16 protein-coding genes are annotated in these 18,016 nt (G+C 71.7%); 3 read left to right on the top strand and 13 right to left on the bottom strand.

Features of this window, described 5'->3' with window-relative positions; genetic code table 11:
* Positions 1-10: 10 nt before the first annotated feature.
* A complete protein-coding gene (locus tag OG410_RS22600; protein ID WP_326786530.1) occupies positions 11-1,294 on the bottom strand; it encodes an adenylosuccinate synthase in 1,284 nt (427 codons plus the stop codon).
* 194 nt (positions 1,295-1,488) lie between these two features.
* Here OG410_RS22600 and OG410_RS22595 point away from each other — a divergent pair, with 194 nt between their 5' ends.
* Positions 1,489-2,346, top strand: a complete 858-nt coding sequence (locus tag OG410_RS22595; protein ID WP_329300869.1) for a diacylglycerol kinase family protein — start codon at positions 1,489-1,491, stop codon at positions 2,344-2,346.
* Between the two features lie 19 nt (positions 2,347-2,365).
* Here the strand turns inward: OG410_RS22595 and OG410_RS22590 are convergent, their stop codons facing one another.
* The gene (locus OG410_RS22590) at positions 2,366-2,866 is read right to left on the bottom strand and encodes a GbsR/MarR family transcriptional regulator (protein WP_329300868.1); all 501 of its coding nucleotides are present in this window, start codon (positions 2,864-2,866) and stop codon (positions 2,366-2,368) included.
* A 102-nt stretch (positions 2,867-2,968) separates the two neighbouring features.
* Between OG410_RS22590 and OG410_RS22585 the strand changes: the two genes are divergently transcribed.
* On the top strand, positions 2,969-3,964 hold the full coding sequence (locus tag OG410_RS22585; RefSeq protein ID WP_328450126.1) for an ABC transporter ATP-binding protein: 996 nt from the start codon (positions 2,969-2,971) through the stop codon (positions 3,962-3,964).
* Positions 3,961-5,574, top strand: coding sequence for an ABC transporter permease (locus tag OG410_RS22580; RefSeq protein ID WP_329300867.1), 1,614 nt, complete (start codon positions 3,961-3,963; stop codon positions 5,572-5,574). The genes OG410_RS22585 and OG410_RS22580 overlap by 4 nt, the downstream gene beginning before the upstream one ends.
* Positions 5,575-5,687: 113 nt before the next feature.
* Here OG410_RS22580 and OG410_RS22575 read toward each other — a convergent pair whose 3' ends face one another.
* From OG410_RS22575 to OG410_RS22525, 11 genes are all read right to left on the bottom strand, one after another.
* Entirely contained in the window at positions 5,688-6,908 is a 1,221-nt protein-coding gene (locus tag OG410_RS22575; RefSeq protein ID WP_329300866.1) for a cytochrome P450, read from the bottom strand.
* Between the two features lie 67 nt (positions 6,909-6,975).
* Positions 6,976-7,659 (bottom strand): response regulator transcription factor, encoded by a 684-nt coding sequence (locus tag OG410_RS22570; protein ID WP_329300865.1) that lies wholly within the window; start codon positions 7,657-7,659, stop codon positions 6,976-6,978.
* Positions 7,656-9,023, bottom strand: a complete 1,368-nt coding sequence (locus OG410_RS22565; protein WP_329300864.1) for a sensor histidine kinase — start codon at positions 9,021-9,023, stop codon at positions 7,656-7,658. Before OG410_RS22565 ends, OG410_RS22570 begins: the two co-directional genes overlap by 4 nt.
* 137 nt (positions 9,024-9,160) lie before the next feature.
* Complete coding sequence (locus OG410_RS22560; protein WP_328670563.1) at positions 9,161-9,841, bottom strand: response regulator transcription factor; 681 nt, start codon at positions 9,839-9,841, stop codon at positions 9,161-9,163.
* A 25-nt stretch (positions 9,842-9,866) separates the two neighbouring features.
* Positions 9,867-11,453 (bottom strand): sensor histidine kinase, encoded by a 1,587-nt coding sequence (locus OG410_RS22555; protein ID WP_329300863.1) that lies wholly within the window; start codon positions 11,451-11,453, stop codon positions 9,867-9,869.
* 64 nt (positions 11,454-11,517) lie between these two features.
* Entirely contained in the window at positions 11,518-12,777 is a 1,260-nt protein-coding gene (locus OG410_RS22550) for an acyltransferase family protein (RefSeq protein ID WP_443063781.1), read from the bottom strand.
* Positions 12,770-13,774: an alpha/beta hydrolase gene (locus OG410_RS22545; RefSeq protein ID WP_329300862.1), complete on the bottom strand. Its 1,005-nt coding sequence runs from the start codon at positions 13,772-13,774 to the stop codon at positions 12,770-12,772. The genes OG410_RS22550 and OG410_RS22545 overlap by 8 nt, the downstream gene beginning before the upstream one ends.
* Positions 13,775-13,993: 219 nt before the next feature.
* Complete coding sequence (locus tag OG410_RS22540; protein WP_329300861.1) at positions 13,994-14,986, bottom strand: alpha/beta hydrolase family protein; 993 nt, start codon at positions 14,984-14,986, stop codon at positions 13,994-13,996.
* Positions 14,987-15,259: 273 nt separating this feature from the next.
* On the bottom strand, positions 15,260-16,444 hold the full coding sequence (kynU, locus tag OG410_RS22535; protein WP_329304207.1) for a kynureninase: 1,185 nt from the start codon (positions 16,442-16,444) through the stop codon (positions 15,260-15,262).
* A 10-nt stretch (positions 16,445-16,454) separates the two neighbouring features.
* Positions 16,455-17,300 carry a tryptophan 2,3-dioxygenase family protein gene (locus tag OG410_RS22530; protein WP_329300860.1) on the bottom strand — a complete coding sequence of 282 codons (846 nt, stop codon included), beginning with the start codon at positions 17,298-17,300 and terminating at the stop codon, positions 16,455-16,457.
* 300 nt (positions 17,301-17,600) lie between these two features.
* Positions 17,601-18,014 (bottom strand): DUF3151 domain-containing protein, encoded by a 414-nt coding sequence (locus OG410_RS22525; protein ID WP_329300859.1) that lies wholly within the window; start codon positions 18,012-18,014, stop codon positions 17,601-17,603.
* Positions 18,015-18,016 lie beyond the last annotated feature (2 nt).

The following is an 18,016-nucleotide window of genomic DNA, read 5'->3' as shown; positions in this document are numbered from 1 at the left end:
GCGCTCCGCGCTAGATGAACGAGTTGATCTCGATCGTCTCGGTGCGGCCCGGTCCGACGCCGATCGCGGAGATCGGGGCGCCCGACATCTCCTCCAGCGCCTTCACGTAGTCCTGCGCGTTCTTCGGGAGATCCGCGAAGGTCTTCGCCTTGGTGATGTCCTCCGACCAGCCGGGGAGGGTCTCGTAGATCGGCTTCGCGTGATGGAAGTCGGTCTGGGAGTACGGGAGTTCCTCGACGCGCTTGCCGTCGATCTCGTACGCCACACAGACCGGGATCTCCTCCCAGCCAGTCAGGACGTCCAGCTTGGTGAGGAAGAAGTCGGTCAGACCGTTCACGCGGGTCGCGTAGCGGGCGATGACCGCGTCGAACCAGCCGCAGCGCCGGTCACGGCCGGTCGTCACACCGCGCTCGTGGCCGATGCGCCGCAGCGCCTCGCCGTCCGCGTCGAAGAGCTCGGTCGGGAACGGACCCGAGCCGACCCGGGTCGTGTACGCCTTGAGGATGCCGATGACCCGGCTGATCTTGGTCGGGCCGACGCCGGCACCCGTGCAGGCGCCGCCCGCGGTCGGGTTCGACGACGTCACGAACGGATACGTGCCGTGGTCGATGTCCAGGAGCGTGCCCTGGCCGCCCTCGAAGAGCACGACCTTGTCCTGCTCCAGCGCCTGGTTGAGGATCAGGACGGTGTCCGCGACGTACGGCTTGAGCCGGTCCGCGTAGCCCAGCAGCTCCTCGACGACCTGGCTCGCCTCGATGGCGCGGCGGTTGTAGAGCTTGGTGAGCAGCTGGTTCTTGACCTCCAGCGCCGCCTCGACCTTCTGGACGAGGATCGACTCGTCGTAGAGGTCCTGGACGCGGATGCCCACACGGTTGATCTTGTCCGCGTAGGTCGGGCCGATTCCGCGCCCGGTGGTGCCGATCTTCCGCTTGCCGAGGAAGCGTTCCGTCACCTTGTCGACAGTGACGTTGTAAGGCGTGATGATGTGAGCGTTTCCGCTGATCAGCAGCTTGGAGGTGTCGACGCCGCGCTCGTTCAGTCCGTTCAGCTCGGAGAACAGGACGGACGGGTCGACGACGACTCCGTTGCCGATCACCGGAGTGCACTCCGGCGTGAGGATTCCGGAAGGGAGGAGGTGGAGAGCGTATTTCTGGTCGCCAACGACTACCGTATGGCCGGCGTTGTTGCCGCCCTGATAGCGCACCACATAGTCCACGGATCCACCGAGCAGATCGGTGGCCTTTCCCTTGCCTTCGTCACCCCACTGAGCACCGAGCAGCACAAGTGCGGGCACAGGCGTACACCCCTTCCGGGCGGGGCATGTCCAAGGTCGGGGACGTACGTGGCCGTTCGTGGCTGCGTACACCGGCGACCACCATTGGCCGCGACCGTCGGACCGGATGCCCCGGAATAGACGAAGCCCCTGGCGCAAAGGCGCAAGGGGCTCTTGCAGAAAGATGCTACCCGAGGAAGCGAGGCAGGACCGAGGTGGCGGCTTCCGACCAGCTCCTGGTGGTCATCGACCCGGTCGCCCGACGGACGGACGGCGAGTCCGTCCGGATCGCGAAAGACGTGCTCAGCGCGGGTGCGGCGACGAAGGTGTGCCTCCCGGAAGGGCCCGAGGAATTCGCTCGGGCACTGCTCCGCCGGGGTGGGCGCCGACCCGTCGTCATCGGTGACGACGGCGCCCTGCTGCGGGCGGTGTCCCTGCTGCACCGGCGGCGGGAACTGGCCGCGTGCGCGCTGTCCTTCGTGCCCGTGGGCGGTGCGCTGTCGCTGTCCCGTTCGCTCGGGGTGCCGATGGGGACCGTCGCGGCGGCCAGGGCGGTCCTCGACGGGGCCGAACGGCGGCTCGACCTGCTCGTGGACGACAGTGACGGTGTGGTGCTCGGCGCGCTGCGCATCCCCTCGCTGCCCTCCCGGCCGTCCGCTCCGGTGCCCGTGGGAGTGCCCGGGGAGGAAGCCGGTGCGCGTCCGTGGCTGCGTACCTGCCAGTCCTTGGTACGGACCATCGCCTCCCGGCCGTCCCGGCTCGCCTCCGCGCCGGCGACGGGGTCCTCCCGGCTGCGGATCGAGGTCGACGGGGTGTGCGTGGTGGACCTGGACCAGCCCGTGGAAACCGTGTCGGTGACACCGGGGGGCTCGGGCACCGGCGCCGAGATCGAGGTCCGCGCGGTGTCCGTGGGGGCCGGGTCCTCGCCCCTGCGGCTGCTGGGCCACAAGGTCACCGTCTCCGGCGCCGACTTCCGCTACGGCGCGGACTCCGTGGTGAGCGGCCCGGTGCGGACCCGGACGTGGACGGTACGGGAGTCGGCCTGGGGCCTGACCCTGCCGGCGGCACCCTGAAGCGAGGCAGTTCCCCTCGTCAGCCGGCGTCGCCGAACAGCGTCTCGCGGTGGGCGCGCCAGCGTTCCATCATCGCGGCGATCTCACCGTCGATGAACTCGAAGAACGCGAGGGTCTCGGAGAGCCGCCGCCCGGCGGGGGTCGTGGAACCGAGGGAGTCGACACCGGCGCGCAGGGCGAGTTCCCAGCGCTTGAGCACCGCGTCACGGTTGGTCAGCGCCTCGTACCACTGGTTGCTGTGCACGCGGTACCGCTCGCGCCGTGAGCCCGGCTCCCGCTCGCGCGAGACCATGTGCTGCTGCGCGAGATAGCGCACCGCGCCGGAGACGGCGGCGGGGCTGACCTGGAGCTGCTCCCCGAGTTCGGCGGAGCTCATCGCACCGGCGTCGGAGGCCAGCAGCGCCGCGAAGACACGGGCGGGCATCCGCTGCATCCCGGCCTCGACGAGCTGCGCCGCGAAGCTCTCGACGAACTTCGAGACCGCCTCCGGATCCCGCTCCGCCGTGATCGGTTCCGCCATCTGTCGATCATCTCCCCTGCTCACGCATCACCGTCGAGTGTATCCAGGATTTATACGTTTCCTTAACTTCACAAATTTCTGAAAGAAGCGTACGTTCGGGCCATGACGAAGGCAATCAGCGTCGCCGGTCTGCACAAGTCGTTCGGCAGGACGCACGCACTGGACGGACTGGACCTGGAGGTCGAGGCCGGTGAGGTGCACGGCTTCCTCGGCCCCAACGGCTCCGGGAAGTCCACCACCATCCGGGTCCTGCTCGGCCTGCTGCGCGCCGACTCGGGCACGGCCCGGATGCTGGACATGGACCCGTGGGCGGACGCCGTCGAACTGCACCGCAGGGTCGCCTACGTCCCCGGCGACGTCACCCTGTGGCGCAACCTCTCCGGCGGCGAGGTCATCGACCTCTACGGACGGCTGCACGACGGGGGCCGCGCCCGGCGCGGCGGACCGGGCGGCGGGCGGACCGGCGGCCTCGACCCGGCACGGCGTGCCGAACTGATCGAGCGCTTCGAACTCGACCCCACCAAGAAGGGGCGCACCTACTCGAAGGGCAACCGCCAGAAGGTCGCCCTCGTCGCCGCCTTCGCCTCCGACGTCGATGTGCTCATCCTGGACGAGCCGACCTCCGGCCTCGACCCGCTGATGGAAGAGGTCTTCCAGAAGTGCGTCCGGGAGGAACGCGACCGGGGCCGCACGATCCTGCTGTCCTCGCACATCCTGAGCGAGGTCGAGGAGCTCTGCGACCGCGTCAGCATCATCCGCAAGGGCCGGACCGTCGAGAGCGGCTCCCTCGCCGACCTGCGCCACCTCACCCGCACCAGCGTCACCGCCGAACTCACCGGCCCGCCGAACGGACTGGCGTCCCTGCCCGGAGTCCACGAACTGGACGTCCAGGACACCGGGGTCCGGCAGGACGGCGTCCGTTGCCGGGTCCGGTTCCACGTCGAGAGCGACAAGCTGAACGCGGTCCTGCGGTCACTGACCGACTCCGGCGTACGGTCCCTGACCTCGACCCCGCCGACCCTGGAGGAGCTGTTCCTGCGGCACTACCAGGACGACGTACGGGCCGACGGATCCGAGGAAGGGGCGATGGCCCGATGACCGCCACGACCGCCGGCCCCTTCACCGCACGCGTCGGCGGCTCCCGCCCCCTGGCCGGCACCGGAACCCTGCTGCGCTTCGCGCTGCGCCGCGACCGCGTGATGATGCCGCTGTGGATCGGCGTCATCGCCCTGATGGTGCTCTCCCTGCCGGCCTCGCTGAAGTCCGTCTACAGCACCCCGGCCGAACGTGCCTCCCTGGCGCGGCAGATGCTCGCCAACAGCTCCCTGCGCGCCACCTACGGACCGGTGTTCAGCGACTCGCTCGGCGGACTCACCGCCTGGCGCATCGGCGCCTACGCCGGAGTCCTCGCCGCCGTCATGAGCCTGGTCGTCGTCGTACGGCACACCCGGGACGAGGAAGAGAGTGGACGCCAGGAAATCGTCTCCGCCGCGATGGTCGGGCGGCGGGCGCCGCTGACCGCCGCCCTGCTCGCGGCGCTCGTCGCCAATGGCGTTCTCGCCCTCCTCGTCACCATCGGCCTCGCCGGACAGGGCGGTGCCGGGGCCCTGGCACTGGGGCTCGCGATCGGCGCGACCGGGATGGTCTTCGCGACCATGGCCGCGATCGTCGCCCAGCTGACGGAGAGCGCGCGGCTCGCCAAGGGACTGACGGGCGGGCTGATCGGCGCCGCCTTCGTCCTCAGGGCGGCGGGCGACTCCGCGACCGACGACGGCTCGTCGGCGCTGACCTGGATCTCACCAGTGGGCTGGCTGGAGAACGTCCGCGCCTTCGCGGACGAACGCTGGTGGGTCCTGCCGCTGTTCGCCGCGGCCGTCGCCGCCCAGGGCGCCGCGGCCTACGCGCTCGCCGGGCGGCGCGATGTGGGCATGAGCTTCCTGCCCACCCGGCCGGGACCCGCGACCGGACGCCTCGGCACGGCCGGGGCACTGGCCTGGCGTCTCCAGCGCGGCGCGGTGCTCGGCTGGAGCCTCGGATTCCTCGCGGCGGGCGCCGCGTTCGGCGGCATCACGAAGGGGGCCGCGGACCTGGTCGGCGACAACGCCAAGACCCGCGAGATCATCGAGCGGATGGGCGGGCAGGCCGGGATCACCGACGCGTTCCTCGCCGCCATGGTGAACATGCTGGGCATGGTCGCCGCGCTCTACATCGTCGCCTCCGTGCTGCGGCTGCACGGCGAGGAGACCTCGCAGCGCGCCGAACCCCTGCTCGCCGCCGCCGTCGGCCGGCTGCGCTGGGCCGGCGGACACCTCGTCATCGCCTTCGGCGGCACGGTCCTGATCATGCTGCTCGGCGGACTCGGCCTCGCTCTCGGCTACGGCGCCGAGCTCGGCGCCATCCTCGGCGCCTGCCTGGTCCAGGTCCCGGCGGTCTGGACCCTGGGCGGCCTCGCCGTCCTGCTCCACGGCCTCTCCCCCCGGATCGCCCCCGGTGCCTGGGCCGCGGCGGGCCTCGCCCTCCTCCTCGGCTGGATCGGGCCCGCACTGAAGATCCCGCAGGCCGTCATGGACCTCTCCCCCTTCGGTCACCTGCCGAAGCTGCCGGGCGGAACCATGGCCTGGACACCGGTCCTCGTCCTCACCACGATCGCGGCGGCCCTGACGGCAGCGGGACTGGTGTCCCTGCGCCGCCGCGACCTGGCGACATGAGAGGCGGGCCGCCCGTCCGAGCCGGAAGGCGGCCCGGCCGCTGACGAGCCCTTGGCCGCGAGACCTGCCGGGACGAGCGGTCGCGCCCGCCGGACGGGCAGCGGTGACGGTTGTCAGACCTCCACCGGCAGACTCTCCAGTCCGCGGATCACGAAGTTCGGCTTGCGGACCGGCTCCTGGGTGAGCCGGAGACCGGGGGCCTTGGTCAGGAGCGCGCTCATGGACGCGGCCAGTTCGAGCCGGGCGAGCGGAGCGCCGATGCAGTAGTGGATACCCGCGCTGAAGGAGATGTGCGGGTTCTCCGACCGGGACAGGTCCAGCGTCTCCGGGTCCGCGAACACCTCGGCGTCACGGTTCGCGGAACCGAAGAGCATCGCGATCTCCGCACCCCGCGGCACCGTCGTACCGTCGATCTCGATGTCGTCCAGCACCCACCGCTCGAACAGCTGCAGCGGGGTGTCGTAGCGCATCAGCTCCTCCACCGCCGTCGGGATCAGCGAATGGTCCGCCCGCAACGCCTCCAGCTGCCCGGGATGCCGGAACAGGGTCCACCAGCCCGTCACCGTAGAGTTGACCGTCGCCTCGTGCCCGGCGTTCAGCAGCAGCACGCAGGTGGAGATCATCTCCTGCTCGGTGAGCCGGTCGCCCTCGTCGTGGGCCGCGATGAGCCCCGAGATCAGATCGTCCCCGGGCTCCTTGCGGCGGGCCTCGATCAGGCCCCGCAGGTACTCGGTGAACTCGACCGACGCCCGCACCGCCTTCCGCGCCACCTCCTCGGACGGATTCAGTTCGTACATCCCGCAGATGTCCGCCGACCAGGGCCGCAACGGCGCCCGTTCGGACTCCGGGACGCCCAGCATCTCCGCGATCACCGACACCGGCAGCGGCTCCGCCACATCGGTCAGCAGATCCCCGCCGCCCGCCTCCACCAGCCGGTCGACCAGCTCACCCGCCAGCCCCTCCACATACGGCTTCAGCCGCTCGACCGTGCGGGGCGTGAACGCCTTCGACACCAGCCGCCGGATCCGCGTGTGATCCGGAGGCTCCAGGTCGAGCATCCCGTGATCGTTGAGCACGTGGAACGGCTCCTGCTCCGGCGGCGGCGCCGTCCGCCCGAAGTCCTCGTGCGTGAACCGGTGCTGATACGTCCGGCCCAGCCGGCGGTCCCGCAGCAGTGCCGACACGTCCGCGTGGTGCGGCACCAGCCACTGGTTCGTCGGCTCGTAGTAGTGCACCCGGCCCCGCGCACGCAGCTCCTCGTACGCCGGGTACGGGTCCGCCAAGAACGCCGGGTCCCACGGGTCGAAGGCCTGCGAAGTCTCCAAAGCTGCCATGAACGGACGCTAGCCCGACCCACCCCCCGCTGACCAGGGCCGACCCGTTACGGGGGCGCCGGCGCCGTCATCTGGGGGTGACCAGGCGGGCCTCGTAGGCGAATACCGCGGCCTGCGTCCGGTCCCGCAGGCCCAGTTTCACCAGGATGCGGCTCACATGGGTCTTGATCGTCGACTCCGCGACGACGAGCCGCCCGGCGATCTCCGCGTTCGACAGCCCCTGCGCGATCAGCACCAGCACCTCCGTCTCCCGGTCGGTGAGATCCCCGTACGCCCCGTGCGCCGTCGCCGACAGCCGGGGCTCCTCCGCGAGCTTGGAGAACTCCGTGATCAGCCGCTTGGTGACCGAGGGGGCGAGCAGCGCCTCCCCGGCCGACACGACCCTCACCCCGTCGGCGAGCTGGCGGGCCGAGGCGTCCTTGAGCAGGAAACCGGACGCCCCCGCGCGCAGTGCCTGGTACACGTACTCGTCGAGATCGAACGTCGTCAGCACCAGCACCTTCGCGGCACCGTCCGCGGCGACGATCTCCCGGGTCGCGTCGATGCCGTTCATCTCCGGCATACGGATGTCCATCAGCACGACGTCCGGGCGCAGCTCACGGACCCGGTCGACCGCCTCCCGGCCGTTGACCGCCTCGCCGACCACCTCGATGTCCGGCATCGCGCCGAGCAGTACGGAGAAGCCCTCGCGGACCATCATCTGGTCGTCGGCGATCAGCACACGGATCGCGCGACGCGTACCGTCCGTCATCCGGTCTCCTCCCCAGACGGCACCGGCAGGAACACCACCACCTCATACCCTCCGTCGTCCATGGCGCCCGTCGTCATCTCACCGTCCAGCATCGTGACCCGCTCGCGCATGCCCGTGATGCCGTGCCCCGCGCCGTGCGTGGACTTCTCCAGGGTCGTCACCGGCGCGGGGCCGTTGACTATGCGCAGGCCGAGCCCGCCGAGGACATAGCCGATCTCGACGCGGGCCGACGCGCCCGGCGCGTGCCGCAGGGTGTTGCTGAGGGCCTCCTGGACTATCCGGTACGCCGACAGTTCGACGCCCTGCGGAAGCTCGCGCACCGCACCGGTGACCGCCTTCTCCACGGTCAGACCCGCGTCCCGCACATTGGCGAGGAGCCCGTCCAGGTCGGCGAGGGTGGGCTGCGGCGCGTCCGGAGCCTCGTAGTCCTCGGCCCTGACCACGCCCAGCACCCGGCGCAGTTCGGTGAGCGCCGCCACCGCGTTCTCCCGGATCGTGACGAACGCCTGCTCCAGCTCCGGGGGCGGATTCTCCACCCGGTAGGGCGCCGCCTCCGCCTGGATGGCGACCACGGACATGTGGTGGGCGACCACGTCGTGCAGCTCGCGGGCGATCGTCGTGCGCTCTTCGAGCAGCGTGCGCCGGGAACGTTCTTGGGCCGTCTCCGACTGGTGGGCGGTCACCTCCTGCTCGGCCTCCCTGCGGATGTTCAGCACCGTGACGACCAGGAGGGCCAGTGCGGAGACGAAGAGCAGCGGGAACGTGTTGACGCTGTAGTAGCCCTCTCCGAACAGGGTCTCGGTGATCAGGCCGTACGCCGCGGTCAGCAGCCACATCCACGCCGCGACGCGAGGGCGTGAGCGCAGAGCCACGACCGTCAGCACCGTGACATGCGCTATGAAGCTGCCGGGCGCCCACGGCCAGTCGCTCCAGGCGCTGCCGAACATGGCGACGGCCGGGGCCGCCGCGATCGAGAACCAGAAGGCGCCGACCGGTCGGACCAGGGTCGCCAGGACCGGAAGCAGGGCGAGGAACCCACACAGCAGGGGTGCGACCGTGCCGCCGCCGGGGCCGAAACCGGTCTCGGCGCTGTAGGCCGCGGCCATCGCGAGCAGGCCGGCCGCCACCACCGCCGCGTGCGGGGTCCAGGCCGCGTATGCACGCAGGGTCCCGGGGAGGCGGCGGGTGATGGGGCCGTCCGTGCGCATGCGGCGAAGGGGGCGGTAGGCGAAGGCGTCGTGGAACATGTCCTGCCGCAGGCCGCGCACGGCGTCCGCCGCGAGGCGGAACTCCGGGCTGCGGGGCTTGGCCCCGGCACCGCCGGGGGGCGGGGACGTCGTCTGCGTGTGGGTCGTCTCGGTCACGCTCAGAACGGTAGGCCCGGGCGGGGGGTGGGGTCGTCACCTGCGAGGAGGGTCCTTGGGGATCCGTCTCAGGTACTACGGGTAGGGCCGGGTCCGCGAGGAGGTGGCGGCCGGTCTTCGGCCGGCCTGTACGGACATCAGTAGCCGGTGGGGCGGACCAGCCCCGATTCGTAGGCGAAGACCGCCGCCTGGGTGCGGTCGCGCAGGCCCAGTTTGACGAGGATGCGGCCGACGTGGGTTTTCACCGTCTGCTCGGCCACCACCAGACGTTGGGCGATCTCGGCGTTGGAGAGACCCTGGGCGATATGGGCCAGGACCTCCGTCTCGCGTTCGGTGAGATCACCCACGCGCTGCTTGAGGGGAGCGCGCGGGGTGGAGTCGAGGCGGGAGAACTCGGCGATGAGGCGACGCGTGATGCCCGGGGCGAGAAGGGCGTCGCCGGCGGCCACCACACGGACCGCCTCGGCGAGTTGATCGGCCGAGGCGTCCTTGAGGAGGAAGCCGGAGGCACCGGCGCGCAGGGCTTCGTAGACGTACTCGTCGAGGTCGAACGTGGTGAGCACCAGAACCTTGATGTGCGGGGTGTCCGTCGTGATGCGGCGGGTCGCCTCGATGCCGCCGAGTTCGGGCATACGGATGTCCATCAGGACGACGTCCGGCGCGAGTTCGGCGACCTGGCGGACCGCGTCGAGTCCGTCGACCGCCTGGCCGATCACCTCGATGCCCGGGTTCGCGTTGAGCAGCACGGTGAATCCCTGGCGGACCATCTGCTGGTCGTCGGCGATCAGAACGCGGATGGTGCCGCTCACGGTCGTCATGACGTCTCTTCTCCTGGGAGGCCGGTCAAGGTGTCGTCGTCCGGGTGACGTCGTCGGTGGGCTCGACGCCGTTGCCCGGGAGGAAGGCCGCCACCGCGAAACCACCGCAGGACGTCTCCGAGGTCACGAGAGTGCCACCCAGCATCACGACGCGCTCACGCATACCGAGCAGTCCGTGCCCCGCGCCCGGGGACGGCGGGGCGGGAAACGCGGGCCGTGAGTTGACGACTCTCACCTGAAGGCCACGCGGGAAGTGCCAGAGCTCCACCTTGACCGCCGACCCCGGCGCGTGGCGCAGGGCGTTGCTCAGCGCCTCCTGGATGATCCGGTACGCCGACAGCTCCACGCCCGGAGCCAGGGGAAGCTGTTCCCCGGCGATCTCCGTGGTCACGTCCAGTCCCGCGGCGCGCGTGTTCTCGACCAGGGCGTCGAGCCGGTCCAGCGTGGGCTGCGGGGCGTCCGGCGCCACGCCCGCACTCGCACCGAGGCCGTACGGGTCCTCCGGATTCTCCGAACGCAGCACTCCGAGCACCCGGCGCAGCTCGGTCAGCGCCTCCAGGGCGTTCTGCCGGATGCCGTGGAGGTTCTCCCTCAGCTCGTCCGTCGGATTCTCCACCAGGTGCGGGGCGACCTGCGCCTGAATGGAGATCACCGACATGTGGTGGGCCACCACGTCGTGCAGCTCGCGCGCGATACGGCTGCGCTCCTCCAGAACCGTGCGGCGGGCGCGCTCCTCCTCGGTCAGCGAGGCCTGCTCGACGAGTTGGCTGCGGGCCTCGCGGCGGCCGCGCAGCGCCGTTCCGAGAAGGACGACGGCGACGAAGACGACCACCGCCAGCACACCCGTGGAATGGTAGGACGGTCCGCCCAGCATGCCCGTGGAACGGTAGGACGGTTCGCCCAGCATGCCCGTGGAACGGTAGGACGGTTCGCCCAGCATGCCCGTGGAACGGTACGACGGTCCGCCCACCAGAGCCGCCAGCACATACGTGGTCAGAGTGGTCAGGGACAGCGCGCCGACGGCGACGCGCGTGGGCACCCGCAGGGCGAGCAGGAAGAGCACGAAGGCCTGTGCCAGCATCGCGGGCGTGCTCCACGGCCAGTCCGGTCCCGGGATCGGGATGTCCCACTCCGTGTGCGAGCGGGCACCGACGGCGGCCACCACGGTGGTGCCCAGCGACAGCCACCAGGCCGGAACGGGACGCCACAGAGCGAACACGATCGACGCACCCAGCACGAAGCCGCTCCCCGTGCCCAGCGAGAAACCCAGTCGATAGCTGCTGGTCAGCTCGTCCATGGCCGCCAGCCCGACTCCGAGGGCGATCAGACACACCACGGCATGCGGCAGTCTGCGCAGCCAACGGGGCCGGGACAACGGCGGCAGGGGCGCGGCCGTCGGCACCGCCAGTTCGGCCAGGATCCCGCGCAGGAAGGGGAGAGCGGTCTGCGCGAGGGTCCGCGCGAGGCTCTGGACGCGGATGGCGCGGATCGCGTGGATGGCGCGCGTCCCGCGGGAGGTCCGGGGAGTGCGGGAGGCGTGGTCGATGGGCGTGGTCGGCGCGGTGGCGAGCTCGGGTGGCTCGGGCGTGGGTGCGGGTGAGGTTGAGGGCATGTCAGGGAGCCTTGCGGGCTCGTCGTCCCGGGGGCGGTGCTCCTCGCTGGTCACGCCGTCAACCCTAGGCACGAGGTGCCGCCTTGGGCGTGGCCGGACCGGGGCCGCGACGCACGCGGTGGACCCGGACGACCCGGGAAGGACGGCCCGTGGGGCGGCGGGGTCCACGCTCGTGGGCGCTGAAGGCGAACCAGCACAAGGTGAGGGCGCACACGAAGACGGGCAGCCAGGCGACCCTCGCGGCCACCCAGACCAGGGAGTCGGGGGTGGTGTGCAGGCCGGGAAGCCGGCCCGCGAGCAGGCCGAGGGCGGTCACCACCATCAGGGAACTCTGGTGCCAGAGGAATATCGTCATCGCGGAGAGGTTGGCGAAGGCCGTGCCCGCCCAGAGCGCCGGGCGCCGCATCACCCGGCGCAGCGGCTCGCGCAGCAGCAGGGCGAGTCCGCACTGGGCCAGGCCGAACGTGACCGCGGCCAGTGTCGGCGGGTCCAGATTGGAGACCGCGGCCCCAGGTATGCCGACCATGGACGCCGGATAGCCGGCCCACGTCACCAGCACCACCGTCGCCGACACGCCCCCGCCGAACAGCACCCATCCCGCGCGCCGTCCCTCCAACTCGCCGCGGGTCCAGGCCGCGCCCAGGGTGTACGGCACCAGCCAGCCCGCCGCGAGGTTCACCCAGCCGAGCCATGCCGGGCCGCCGAGGCCGAAACGGATGACGTCGACGTGGAGAACGACGGCCAGCGGCCACAGCGGGCTGAGACAGGTCAACAGCGGTGTCGCCGCGGTCAGTCCGGCGAACACCACCAGGAACCAGAGCGGGGACAGGGCCAGCTTCACCAGCGTGCGCACCGTGCCGAAGTCCGCGCCGGAGGCGAGCAGACAAACGGTCGCCACCGTCCAGAGCGTCAGCACCGCCGCCAACGGCCTCAGCAGACGGACCATCCGGGCGCGCAGCCACTGCCCGTACGTCGTGCCGCGCGCCCGCGCCGACGCGTAGCTCTTCGTCGCCACATGACCGCCCACCAGGAAGAACACTGCGAGCGTCTGGAAGACCCAGGAGACCGGGGTCAGCCACGGCATGTGCTGTAAGGGGCTCGCGGTCCGCAGCGCGCCGCCGTCCGCGACGAGCGCCGTCACCAGCCAGTGGCCCAGGACCACACCCAGGATCGCGAGGGCGCGCAGGGCGTCCACGGAACGGTCCCGTTCGGCGGGGGTGGCCCGGTCGACGCGGTGGATCGCGGTCCGCACACCGCTCAGGGCGGTCCTGCCGGTCGGGGTGGTGCTGCCCGTCAGGGCGGTCGTGCCGGTCGGTTCATGCACGGGTGACCTCCGAGGTGTCGCCGAGGACGATGCGGGTGAGGTTGGCCAGGGACACCGAGCCCGGGGCGAAGTAGTCGCTGTGGCCGGCGGTGCCCGCCCGGAATACCCGTGCGCCGAAGGACGGGGACACCGGGTCGGGGCCCAGGCCGACGGTCGCACCGAAAAGACCGACGCTCGTGTGCGGGACGTACGCGATCCAGTCGGCGGAGCCACGGGCCGCCCAGACACGGGCGGGGGTGCGCAGCGCGGCGGCCGAGGACGCGCCGGTGCCCGGACTGCCGAAGACGACGATGTCGCTCACGTCCAGGCCCGGGGCGGCGCGGCCGCAGACCACCGTGCCGTACGAGTGGCAGAGCAGGGAGAGGTGCGCCGACCGGCCTACGACGCCGTGCAGTTGGTGCAGGAACGCCCTCAGCAGCGGGGCCGCCTGCTCGGCGCGGTCCGGCGTGATGACCGTGGTGCTCACCGTGCCCGGCGTCTCGTACCCGAGCCAGGAGATGACGGCGCCGCGCGGGCCGAGTCGGTCGTACAGGGCGAGGGCGCCGGCGCGGAAACGCCCGTACGTCTCCAGCGTGGTGTCCGAGCCCGGGACCAGGACGGCCACGCGGTCGGCGTGGGCGAGGTCGCCGAGGACCTCGACGGCCCGGCCGGAACCCCGGCCGTCGAAGGAGAGGAAACGGCGGGAGGGTGCGGCCATCGCGCGGTCGGCGGCCGCCCGGGTGTGGTCGCCGTGGTCCGCGGCCATCCGGGCGGCCTCCGCGGCGTCGGCCCGGTTCGCCGCGTACGCCGCATCCAGGGTCGACGCCGTCAGCGGTGCGAGGACCGCGGGTGGCGGCGCGGGGATCTCCGGGCGGGCGGCGCCGGACAAGGGGACGACGACCGCGGCCGTGACGAGCGCGGCGAGCAGCGTGCGGCCCAGCCGCCGGCGCAGTCGCCGCGGCCGTTGTCGTGAGGTGTCCGCGTTCCCCCCGACGATCGGCTTCGCCCGGAAATCCATGGTGTCCGTCCCTCCCCGTGCGCCCGTTCATCGGGCTTCACTGGAAGGGAAATTACGGATCGTCACCCGTCGCCCGCGTCCCGCTGCAGGCCCCATCCGAGAAGTAGCTCTCAGGTATTACGGGTATGACCGGGGTTCGGGGAGAGCGGGTCAACTCCCTTGATCGGCGGCGCCCTTGGGGTGGAAGTTTCGGCCGGCGGCATCGGGTCCGGACCCCGGCTACCAGGCCAGTTGGGCGATCTCCTCCGCCACCACGGCACAGGCGTCGGCGGCCGGGTCGATCAGCGGGAAGTGGCCGACGTCCTCCAGCAGGGTGAGACCCACCACCTCGCCGGCCTTGGCCGCGGCGTCCGCGTAGGACTCGGCGACCGCCTGCGGGACGACGATGTCGGAACGGCCCTGGACAAGCGTGGTGGCGATGCCGGTGGGGAGCAGTCGCACCGGGTCGGCGTAGGGCAGACGCTCCGCGAACATGGCTTCCCCGCCGAGGAGTTGGCGGGAGGCCCCGCCGCACACATCGAGTTTCTCCGCGACCTCGAAGTCGGCGATCGGAGCAAGGGCGACGACGCCGCGCAGCGGTGCGGGGCGGTCGGTGTGCCAGGGCGCGTCGGCCGGCAGGAGGTGGCGCGCCGCGGCCCACAGCGCCAGGTGACCGCCCGCGGAGTGCCCGGTGATCACCATGCGCAGGGGGTCGGCCTGCGGAAGTGCCCGGCGTACGAGTGCGGGCAGCGCGTCGAGGGCGGCCGCCACGTCGTCGAAGGTGTCGGGCCAGCGGCCGGCGACCGGACCTCCGGTGGCGGTGCCGCCGACCGTGGAAGAGGCCGCGTCGTCCCGCCCGGGATCCGTGGGGCCACCCTGCGCGGGGATCACGGGCCCGCCCGGAGCGGGTGATGGCGCCTCTCCCCGGCGGTACTCGACGTTCGCCACGGCGAATCCGCGGCGGGTCAGGAAGTCGGCGAACGGCGTGATGTGGCGGCGGTCGTACGGAGCGCGCCAGGCGCCGCCGTGCAGGACGACCACGACCGGGGCGGGGACCTCCGGGTCGGGATCGCGCGGGGCGTAGAAGTCGATCACCTGGTCGGGGTGGTCGCCGTACGCCGTCGTGACGTCCGGGGCCACCTCCGGGTGCGAGAAGGCGGAGGCCTCTTCGGCTGCGTCGCGCGCGGCGGCGTCGTCGCCGTCCTCATCCCGGGGTGCGGCGTCGTCCTGCATGCTCCAACCTCTCAGCGGTGAAACGGATTTGGCGGGCGAGGGAACAATTCGGCCGTTTGCGGGGACGGTATCAGGCCGGTGACATGGGTCGGCAGCGGGCTGTCACTCTCGGTCAAGGGGAACGTTCTCCTTTTCCGTGGCCCCCGGGCGGGCCAGGTACCCGGCGTACGGGTAGGGGCGGAGGGAATTTCGCCCCCTCCGCCCCTACCCGTCCCGTGTCCCCGGTGCTCCGCCCCGGACCTCGCTCCTCAAACGCCGGAGGGGCTGAAACTCTCAGCTCAGCGTCTCCGCCAGGACCCTCGCCGCCCGCTCCGCGTCCGCGAAGCCGACGTACAGGGGGGTGAAGCCGAAGCGGAGAATGTCCGGGTGGCGGAAGTCGCCGACGACACCCTTGTCGATCAGGCGCTTCATCACGGCACCCGCGTCCGCGCAGCGCAGGGCAACCTGGCTGCCCCGTTCCGCGTGGGCGGACGGCGTCACGGACTCGACCCGGCCCTCGGGGACGTACGCCGAGACGCACTCCAGGAAGAAGTCGGTCAGGGCGAGCGACTTGGCGCGGACGCTGTCGATCGAGACGCCGTCCCACACGTCGAGCGCCGCTTCCAGAGCCAGCATCGAGAGGACGTCCGGCGTGCCGACCCGTCCGCGCAGCGCGCCCGGCGCGGGCTCGTACGACGAGCTCATGGCGAAGGGTTCCGTGTGCGAGTTCCAGCCGGGCAGCGGGGAGTCGAAGCGGTCCTGGAGACCGGCGCGGATGTAGAGGTACGCGGGCGAACCCGGGCCGCCGTTCAGGTACTTGTAGGTGCAGCCGACCGCCAGGTCCACGCCGTGCTCGTCCAGCCCGACCGGCAGAGCGCCCGCGCTGTGGCACAGGTCCCAGACGGCGAGCGCGCCCGCCGCGTGGATCGCGGAGGTGAGGGACGGGAGGTCGTAGCACCGGCCGGTGCGGTAGTCGACGTGGTTGAGCAGCACCGCGGCCGTGCGGGGGCCGAGCGCCGAGGGCACCTCGTCGGGGTCGACCGGACGCAGCTCACAGCCCGTCATACGGGCCGCCGAAGCCGCGATGTACCCGTCCGTCGGGAACGTCGTCGCGTCGACGAGGATCTCGTCGCGCCCCTCGCCCGCCAGCCGTACCGCGCCCACCAGAGCCTTGAAGACGTTCACGCTCGTCGAGTCGCCGACCACGATCTGTCCGGGCGCCGCGCCGACCAGCGGGGCGATGCGGTCGCCGATCCGCTCGGGCGCGGTCCACCAGCCGCTCTCCTCCCAGGAGCGGATGCGCAGTTCGCCCCACTGCCTGCGGACGACGTCCTCGACCCGGCCGGGGACCTCGGCCGGCAGCGCGCCGAGCGAGTTCCCGTCCAGGTACACGACGTCGTCGAGCACGAACCGCTTGCGCAGCCCGGCGAGTCCGTCGGCGGTGTCCAGCTCGGCCGCCCGCGCGGCGAGCTCGGACACGTGGGCTCGCTCAGACATAGGACCTCGCCGTCCACAGCTCGGGGAACACGTTCTTCTGCGCGCGCTTCTCCAGCCAGGCCACCCCGGCGGAGCCGCCGGTGCCGGTCTTCGAGCCCATCGCCCGCCGGGTGGCGACGAGGTGGTCGTTGCGCCAGCGCCACACCAGCTCGGCGACATCGGTCAGCGCCTCGCCGAGCCGGGCGAGCTCGTCGGTGTCGTCACCGGAGTACAGGGCCGTCCACGCGGCCTGCACCTCGGGCACGGGCTCGTAGCGCTGCGACACGTCACGCTCCAGCACGGCGGCCGGGATCGCGTGCCCGCGCCGCGCGAGCAGCCGCAGCGTCTCGTCGTACAGGCTCGGCTCGTGCAGCGCCTTCTCCAGCTCGGCGTACACCCGCGTCGCGCCCCGGTGCGGGACGAGCATCGACGCGGACTTCTCGCCGAGCAGGAACTCCATGCGCCGGTACATCGCCGACTGGAAGCCGGAACCCTCGCCGAGGGCCGAGCGGTAGGCGTTGAACTGCCCGGGGGTGAGCTGCCCGAGGGGACGCCAGGAGGCGTTGAGCGCCTCCAGCTCCCGTACGGACCGCTTCAGCGCGGCCACCGCGACGGGGACGTCGTCGGCGCGCAGTGCCTTGGCCGCGGTCTCCCACTCGTGGACGATGACCGTGAACCACAGCTCCATGACCTGGGTCGTCACCAGGAAGACCATCTCTCCGGGGTCGTCGGAGAGGGTGTGCTGGAGGTGGGTGAGCACGTCCGCCTGTACGTAGTCCTCGTACGGCGTCGTGCCCTGGAAGTCGAGATGCGGGGTCTCGGGCTCCTGAGCCTGCGTGGGCTGAGCCTGGTGGGACATCGCTGTCTCCTGATTGTGCTCCGGGTAGCGGTCCGCCCCTGCCGTTACCGACACGGGGGCCCCGGTCCCCACCGGGCATCCTCCACAATCGTCCCCCGAAACCGCAAGGTCCGCCTGATCACACCAGGCGGACCCGCGTCGAAGCCCCGCCGACGGGGCTTCGTGTGAAGGCTCTGCCCCGGCCCAGGGTCTGTCTGCCCTGCCCAGGGCCGGTCCTAGCCCACCGTCTGCCCCGGCCCGGGGTCTGCCCCAGCCCGGGGTCTGCCCTAGCCCGGGGTCTGTCCTAGCCCGGGGTCTGTCCTAGCCCAGGGTCTGGGCCGCCGTCGGCGAGGAGTCCTTCAGGAACTGGCTGCAGCGCTCGTACTCCTCCTGCTCGCCGATCGTCTGCGCGGCGCGGGCGAGGGCGTGCAGGGCACGCAGGAAGCCGCGGTTCGGCTCGTGCTCCCAGGGCACCGGGCCGTGGCCCTTCCAGCCGTTGCGGCGCAGCGCGTCCAGGCCGCGGTGGTAGCCGGTACGGGCGTAGGCGTACGACTCGACGACGCCGCCCCGCTCGAACGCGTCGTCGGCGAGCTGCGCCCAGGCGAGCGAGGAGGTGGGGTACTTCGCGGCGACATCGGCGGGGGCCGTGCCGTTGGCGAGGAGCTCGCGCGGCTCCGGGTCGTCGGGGAGACGGGTCGGGGGCGGTCCCCCGAGAAGGTTCTCGTGAATCGTCATGG

Origin of the sequence: Streptomyces sp. NBC_00659 (assembly GCF_036226925.1) — a bacterium.
Classification (GTDB): Bacteria; Actinomycetota; Actinomycetes; order Streptomycetales; family Streptomycetaceae; genus Streptomyces.
This window is presented reverse-complemented; position numbering and strand designations above follow the sequence as displayed.

Excerpts from the sequence above, each read along its gene's own strand:
- OG410_RS22590 (WP_329300868.1), bottom strand. The coding sequence starts at position 2,866 with ATGGCGGAACCGATCACGGCGGAGCGGGATCCGGAGGCGGTCTCGAAG.
- OG410_RS22585 (WP_328450126.1), top strand. The coding sequence starts at position 2,969 with ATGACGAAGGCAATCAGCGTCGCCGGTCTGCACAAGTCGTTCGGCAGG.
- OG410_RS22580 (WP_329300867.1), top strand. The coding sequence starts at position 3,961 with ATGACCGCCACGACCGCCGGCCCCTTCACCGCACGCGTCGGCGGCTCC.
- OG410_RS22575 (WP_329300866.1), bottom strand. The coding sequence starts at position 6,908 with ATGGCAGCTTTGGAGACTTCGCAGGCCTTCGACCCGTGGGACCCGGCG.
- OG410_RS22570 (WP_329300865.1), bottom strand. The coding sequence starts at position 7,659 with ATGACGGACGGTACGCGTCGCGCGATCCGTGTGCTGATCGCCGACGAC.
- OG410_RS22560 (WP_328670563.1), bottom strand. The coding sequence starts at position 9,841 with ATGACGACCGTGAGCGGCACCATCCGCGTTCTGATCGCCGACGACCAG.
- OG410_RS22555 (WP_329300863.1), bottom strand. The coding sequence starts at position 11,453 with ATGCCCTCAACCTCACCCGCACCCACGCCCGAGCCACCCGAGCTCGCC.
- OG410_RS22545 (WP_329300862.1), bottom strand. The coding sequence starts at position 13,774 with ATGGATTTCCGGGCGAAGCCGATCGTCGGGGGGAACGCGGACACCTCA.
- OG410_RS22540 (WP_329300861.1), bottom strand. The coding sequence starts at position 14,986 with ATGCAGGACGACGCCGCACCCCGGGATGAGGACGGCGACGACGCCGCC.
- OG410_RS22530 (WP_329300860.1), bottom strand. The coding sequence starts at position 17,300 with ATGTCCCACCAGGCTCAGCCCACGCAGGCTCAGGAGCCCGAGACCCCG.
- OG410_RS22525 (WP_329300859.1), bottom strand. The coding sequence starts at position 18,014 with ATGACGATTCACGAGAACCTTCTCGGGGGACCGCCCCCGACCCGTCTC.